The following is a 6138-nucleotide window of genomic DNA, read 5'->3' on the forward strand; positions in this document are numbered from 1 at the left end:
GAAGATCACCGCCTTCTTCGTCGACAAGTGCACCAAAGGCTTCACCGTCCGTGACGGTTACCGCAACGTCTCGCATCGCGGCTACACCAACGCCATCCTCGAATTCGACGATTGCCGGCTACCCGGAGCCCAAGTGTTGGGCGAAGTCCACAAGGGGTTCGACGTCGCCAATTCCTGGCTCGGCGCCACCCGGCTGCAGGTCGGCGCCACCTGCCTCGGCCGCGCCGAGCGTGCGCTTGGCCATGCCGTCGAATACGCCGCGCAGCGCCAGCAGTTCGGCCAGCAGATCGGCAAGTTCCAGGGCGTATCGTTCAAGCTTGCCGACATGGCGACCGAATTGAAGGCCGCCGACCTGATGGTGTTCGAAGCCGGCTGGAAGTACGATCAGGGCACCGTCACCGACCAGGACATGGCCATGGCCAAGCTGAAAGCCACCGAAATGCTCGCATACGTCGCCGATGAAGCGATCCAGATCCATGGCGGCATGGGGCTGATGGACGATCTGCCGCTGGAGCGCATCTGGCGCGACGCGCGCGTCGAGCGCATCTGGGAAGGCACATCCGAGATCCAGCGCCACATCATTTCAAGGGCGCTGCTGCGCCCGTTCGGGGCATAACATATGCATAAACTGGAGCGTCTCCTGCGGCCTAAATCGATCGCCGTCTTCGGCGGCGCGCAGGCCGCAGCCGTCGTCGCGCAATCGATCAAGATGGGTTTTGCCGGCGAGATCTGGCCGGTGCATCCGACCAAGGACGAGGTTGCCGGTCGCAAGGCCTATCGTTCGGTGGCTGACCTGCCCGGCGCGCCGGATGCTGCCTTTGTCGGCGTCAACCGGCATTTGACCATCGAGGTGATCAAGGCGCTGGCCGAACGCGGCGCCGGCGGCGCCGTCTGCTTTGCCGCCGGCTTCCTCGAAACCGAGGCCTATGACGATGATGGCGAGCGGCTGCAGGCCGAGCTGGTCGCGGCGGCCGGCCAGATGCCGATCATCGGGCCGAATTGCTACGGCCTGATCAATTATGCCGACGGCGCGCTGCTGTGGCCCGACCAGCATGGCGGCATAAGACTGGCCGAGGGCGGCAAGGGCGTCGCCATCATCACCCAGTCCTCCAACATCGCCATCAACATGACCATGCAGAAGCGCGGCCTGCCGATCGCCTTCCTGATGACCGCCGGCAACCAGGCGCAGACCGGCCTGTCCGAAATGGCGCTCGGCCTGATCGAGGATGAGCGGGTCACGTCGCTCGGCCTGCACATCGAAGCCTTCGATTCGGTAGCCGGCTTCGAACGGCTGGCGGCACGAGCCCGCGAGCTGAAGAAGCCGATCATCGCCATGAAGGTCGGCCGTTCCGAACAGGCCAGGCAAGCGACTGTCTCGCATACCGCGTCGCTCGCCGGCTCGGACGCGGCCTCGGGTGCGTTCCTGCGGCGGCTCGGCATTGCGCGTGTCGATTCAATCCCCGCCTTCATCGAGGCGCTGAAGCTGCTGCACATCACCGGACCTTTGCCCGGCTATAGGCTGTCGTCGATGAGCTGCTCCGGCGGCGAGGCCTCCGTCATGGCCGACAGCGCCGAAGGCCGCTGGGTCAATTTCCCTGTGCTGACCGACAGCCACCGCGCCCATGTCAAATCGACGCTCGGGCCGCTGGTCGCGGTCGCCAATCCCTTGGACTATCACACCTTCATCTGGAACAACGAGCCGGCGATGACCGCCACCTTCACCGCCATGGTGTCGGGCGGTTTCGACCTCAACATGCTGGTGCTCGATTTTCCGCGACCCGACCGCTGCTCGGTCACCGACTGGTGGGCGACGTTGCGCGCTTTCGAATCGGCGCTCAAGACCAACAAGGCGCATGGTGCGATCGTCTCCTCGCTGCCGGAGAACCTGCCGGAGGAATACACTGCCGAACTGATGGCGCGCGGCATGGTGCCGTTGTTCGGCATTTCGGAAGCGATGGATGCAGCCGGCGCAGCAGCCTTCATCGGCTGGGCTTGGGCTGAACCGCAGGCGCAGCCGATCGACACGTCGGCCTCCGGTGCCCCCGGGGGCGACCACGTCACGCCCGACGAAGCCGAGGCGAAGTCACGGCTGATCAAAGCCGGCCTGCCGGTGCCGAAGGGCGAGCGCGCCGCCAATGCCGTCGAGGCGGTGATTTCGTCCATGGCGCTCGGTTTTCCCGTCGCGTTGAAGGCGCTCGGCGTCACCCACAAATCCGAAGTTGGCGCTGTCAGGCTCAATCTCAGGGATGCCGAATCCGTCAGCACCGCAGCGCATGACCTGTTGCCGCTCGGCACCGGGCTCTATGTCGAGCGCATGGTGCGCGACGGTGTTGCCGAACTCATCGTCGGCTTCACCCGCGATCCGATGTTCGGCGCGGTGATGACGCTCGGCACTGGTGGCGTGCTGGTCGAGCTGTTGCGCGACAGCGTCACGCTGATGCTGCCGGCGACCCTCGACGATATCGAGGCGGCGCTGCGCGGCCTGAAACTGTTCCCGTTGCTCGAAGGCTATCGCGGCCGGCCTAAGGCCGATGTCGCGGCTGCCATCGATGCTATCTCTGGCATTGCCGCCTTCGTGCAGCAGAATGCCGGTGAGATCGAAGAACTCGACATCAACCCGCTGATCGTCTGTGCAGAGGGCAAGGGCGCCTGGATCGCCGACGCGCTGCTGGTGCTGGGAGAGAACAAGAATGTCTGACGTCATTTCGACCCGCCGCGAGGGCACCATCCTCGAAGTCACCCTCGACCGGCCCAAGGCCAACGCCATCGACCTGAAGACCTCGCGGCTGATGGGCGAGACCTTCAAGGCGTTCCGAGACGATCCGGAATTGCGCGTCGCCATCGTCAAGACCGCTGGCGACAAGTTCTTCTGCGCGGGCTGGGACCTCAAAGCAGCTGCCGGCGGCGATGCGGTCGACGGCGACTATGGCGTCGGCGGCTTTGCCGGCCTGCAGGAGCTGCGCGACCTCAACAAGCCGATCATCGCGTGCGTCAACGGCATGGCGGTCGGCGGCGGCTTCGAGCTGGCGCTGTCCTGCGACCTCATCTACGCCTCCGATCATTCCTCCTTCGCGCTGCCCGAGATCCGAGCCGGCACGCTGGCCGACGCGGCGACGATCAAGCTGCCGAAGCGCATCCCCTACCATGTCGCCATGGACCTTCTGCTCACCGGCCGCTGGATGGATGTCGCTGAAGCGCATCGCTGGGGCTTGGTCAACGAAGTGCTGCCCAAGGAAAAGCTGGAAGATCGCGTCTGGGAGATCGCCCGGCTGCTCGCAGGCGGCCCACCGCTGGTGTTTGCCGCGATCAAGGAGACGGCGCGCGTGGCCGAGGCGCTGACCTTCCAGGACGCCATGAACAAGGTGACCCGCCGGCAATTGCCGACGGTCGATGCGCTCTATGGCTCCGAGGACAATATGGAGGGTTTTCGGGCTTTTGCGGAGAAGCGTGAGCCGGTGTGGAAGGGGAAGTAAGGATTGTTGCCGAAATGACGGCGCTCACCCCCCTCTGTCCTGCCGGACATCTCCCCCTCAAGGGGGGAGATTGGCAGCTTCGATTTCTGCACTCTTCTTGCGACGCCGAAGGTTGGCGAAAGCCTTCGCAACATCCGATCTCCCCCCTTGAGGGGGAGATGTCCGGCAGGACAGAAGGGGGCGCCCAGGCTCAGCCTTGGCCGCCTTTCCAGCACCCATGACCGACAAAACCCTCATCGATGCCGAGACCTGGGCCTTCATCGAGCGCACCAATTCCTACTATCCGCCCGATACGATCGGCTACACGATCGCGCAGCAGCGCGAGATCTACGACCGCATGTGCCGGGAATTCTTTGCCGGCTATCCCGAGGGCGTCGCTGTCGAAACCTCCGCCATTGCAACGCCGACGCACGATATCCCGATCCGTATCTACCGAAGCCCACTCCAGGCAGGCGTGACGGTGCTCTATGTCCACGGCGGCGGCTTCATCCTTGGTGGGCTGGACAGCCATGACGATGTTTGCGCGGAGCTGTGCTCGCGCACAGGCTATGAGGTGGTCTCCGTAGATTACCGGCTGGCGCCGGAACATTTGCATCCAGCCGCCTTCGACGATGCCATGAGCGCCTTCGAATGGGCCGCCGCCAATCGCGATCATCCTATCGTGCTCTGCGGCGACAGCGCCGGCGGCAATCTCTGCGCCGCCGTCAGTCACGCCACGCGCGGCCATTCGAAAAGGCCGGTCGGCCAGGTGCTGATCTATCCCGGCCTCGGCGGAGACCGCTCGAAAGGCTCCTATGTCAAGCACGCCGAAGCGCCGATGCTGACCGTGCGCGATCTCGAATTCTACAAGCACATTCGCACTGGAGGGCAAAACCGTAGCGGCGATGCGACGCTGGCCCCGCTTGCCGACACCGATTTCTCCAACTTGCCGCCGACAGTGCTGATCACCGCCGAATGCGACCCGCTGTCATCGGATGGCGAGACCTATCGCGACCTGATCATCACGGCAGGTGGCCACGCGACGTGGTTCGAGGAGCCGGGATTGGTTCACGGCTATCTCAGAGCCCGGCACACGGTTGGCCGCGCCCGCACCAGCTTCACCCGGATCGTCGATGCGGTGACCGCGCTTGGACGGGGCGGCTGGCGCTGGTGATCGCGGCCAAACTCTGAGGACCAAGTGGCGCCCCTTCACGCCACCGAGGCAGCCGCTGCCCGGCCGGCGCTGCGGCCGGAAAAGATGCAGCCGCCGAGGAAGGTGCCTTCGAGCGCCGCATAGCCATGCACGCCGCCGCCGCCGAAACCGGCGGCTTCGCCGACGGCATAGAGCCCGGCGACCGGCTGCCCATCTGCCCCCAGCACGCGGCTGTCGAGATCGGTCTGCAGGCCGCCCAGCGTCTTGCGGGTCAAGATGTTGAGCCGCACCGCGATCAGCGGGCCATTTGCCGGATCGAGCATCTTGTGCGGCTTGGCCGTGCGGATCAGCCGGTCGCCGAGATAGGCGCGGGCGCCACGCAGAGCGGTGATCTGCATATCCTTGGAGAAAGGGTTATCGAGCTGCCTATCGCGGGCGCGGATCTCGCGCTCGACTTGAGCCACCTCAAGCAGCGCCTCGCCGCCGGCCAGCGCGTTCATGCGCGCGACCAGCGCCGGCAAATCGGCCTCGACGATGAAGTCCTCGCCCTTTTCCATGAACGCCTTGACGGGGCCCGGAATGCCCGATGTGGCGCGGCCGAGCACCTGGCGCCAGCTCTTGCCGGTCAGATCGGGGTTCTGCTCGGAGCCCGACAGCGCGAACTCCTTCTGGATGATCTTCTTGGTCAGGATGAACCAGGAATAGTCGAAGCCGGTGCTCATGATGTGGGAGAGCGTGCCCAGAGTGTCGAAGCCGGGATAGAGCGGCACCGGCAGGCGCTTGCCGCGCGCATCGAGCCACAGCGATGATGGGCCGGGCAGGATGCGTATCGCATGGTCGGTCCAGATCGGCGCCCAGTTCTTGATGCCCTCGACATAGTGCCACATGCGGTCGCGGTTGATGATCGAACCGCCGGCCTGTTCCGTGATCGCCAGCATGCGGCCGTCGACGTGGTCGGGCACGCCGGTGATCATGCGCTTGGGCGCCGCGCCCAGCCGCTGCGGCCAGTTTTCCCGCACAAGCTGATGGTTGGCGCCGATGCCGCCGGAAGCGACGATCACGGCTTGCGCGCGAAGCTCGAAATCTCCTGATATTTCGCGCGAACTCTTGTGGCCGCGCTCGGCGGTACTCGGTTGCAGGATGTCGCCGCGCACCCCGTCGACAGTCGCACCCGTGCGGGTCAATTCATCGACCCGATGGCGGAATTTGAAACTGATCAGTCCGCGCTTCTGCGCCTCGCGCACGCGCTGTACGAAGGGTTCGAGAACGCCGGGGCCCGTGCCCCAGGTGATGTGGAAGCGCGGCACCGAATTGCCGTGGCCGATGGCATTGCCGCCGCCACGCTCGGCCCAGCCGACCACGGGAAAGAATTTCAGGCCGCGCTGTATCAGCCAGGAGCGTTTTTCGCCGGCGGCAAAGCCGACATAGGCTTCCGCCCATTTGCGCGGCCAGAAATCCTCGGGCCGATCGAAAGCCGCGGTGCCCAGCCAGTCTTCCAGCGCCAGGTCATGCGAATCGCGGATGCGCATGCGC

The 6138-nt window shown here is 65.2% G+C and carries 5 protein-coding genes; 4 read left to right on the forward strand and 1 reads right to left on the reverse strand.

Going from position 1 to position 6138, the window contains the following annotated elements:
- From EN925_RS18870 to EN925_RS18885, 4 genes are all read left to right on the forward strand, one after another.
- Window positions 1–616: acyl-CoA dehydrogenase (locus EN925_RS18870; protein ID WP_164894274.1), on the forward strand; the 616-nt coding region annotated here is incomplete at its 5' end.
- A gap of 3 nt (window positions 617–619) precedes the next feature.
- On the forward strand, window positions 620–2698 hold the full coding sequence (locus EN925_RS18875; protein ID WP_127368935.1) for an acetate--CoA ligase family protein: 2079 nt from the start codon (window positions 620–622) through the stop codon (window positions 2696–2698).
- Entirely contained in the window at window positions 2691–3473 is a 783-nt protein-coding gene (locus tag EN925_RS18880; protein ID WP_013528298.1) for a carnitinyl-CoA dehydratase, read from the forward strand. Before EN925_RS18875 ends, EN925_RS18880 begins: the two co-directional genes overlap by 8 nt.
- A 217-nt stretch (window positions 3474–3690) precedes the next feature.
- Complete coding sequence (locus EN925_RS18885; RefSeq protein WP_127368934.1) at window positions 3691–4626, forward strand: alpha/beta hydrolase; 936 nt, start codon at window positions 3691–3693, stop codon at window positions 4624–4626.
- 35 nt (window positions 4627–4661) lie between these two features.
- Here the strand turns inward: EN925_RS18885 and EN925_RS18890 are convergent.
- Window positions 4662–6138 (reverse strand): FAD-binding dehydrogenase (locus EN925_RS18890; protein WP_128336799.1); only part of this gene is annotated, 1477 nt, incomplete at its 5' end.

Origin of the sequence: Mesorhizobium sp. M7A.F.Ca.US.006.04.2.1 (assembly GCF_004022915.1) — a bacterium.
GTDB classification, from domain to species: Bacteria; Pseudomonadota; Alphaproteobacteria; order Rhizobiales; family Rhizobiaceae; genus Mesorhizobium; species Mesorhizobium ciceri.

Coding starts and splice junctions, on each gene's coding strand:
- EN925_RS18885 (WP_127368934.1), top strand. CDS start 3,691: ATGACCGACAAAACCCTCATCGATGCCGAGACCTGGGCCTTCATCGAG.
- EN925_RS18875 (WP_127368935.1), top strand. CDS start 620: ATGCATAAACTGGAGCGTCTCCTGCGGCCTAAATCGATCGCCGTCTTC.
- EN925_RS18880 (WP_013528298.1), top strand. CDS start 2,691: ATGTCTGACGTCATTTCGACCCGCCGCGAGGGCACCATCCTCGAAGTC.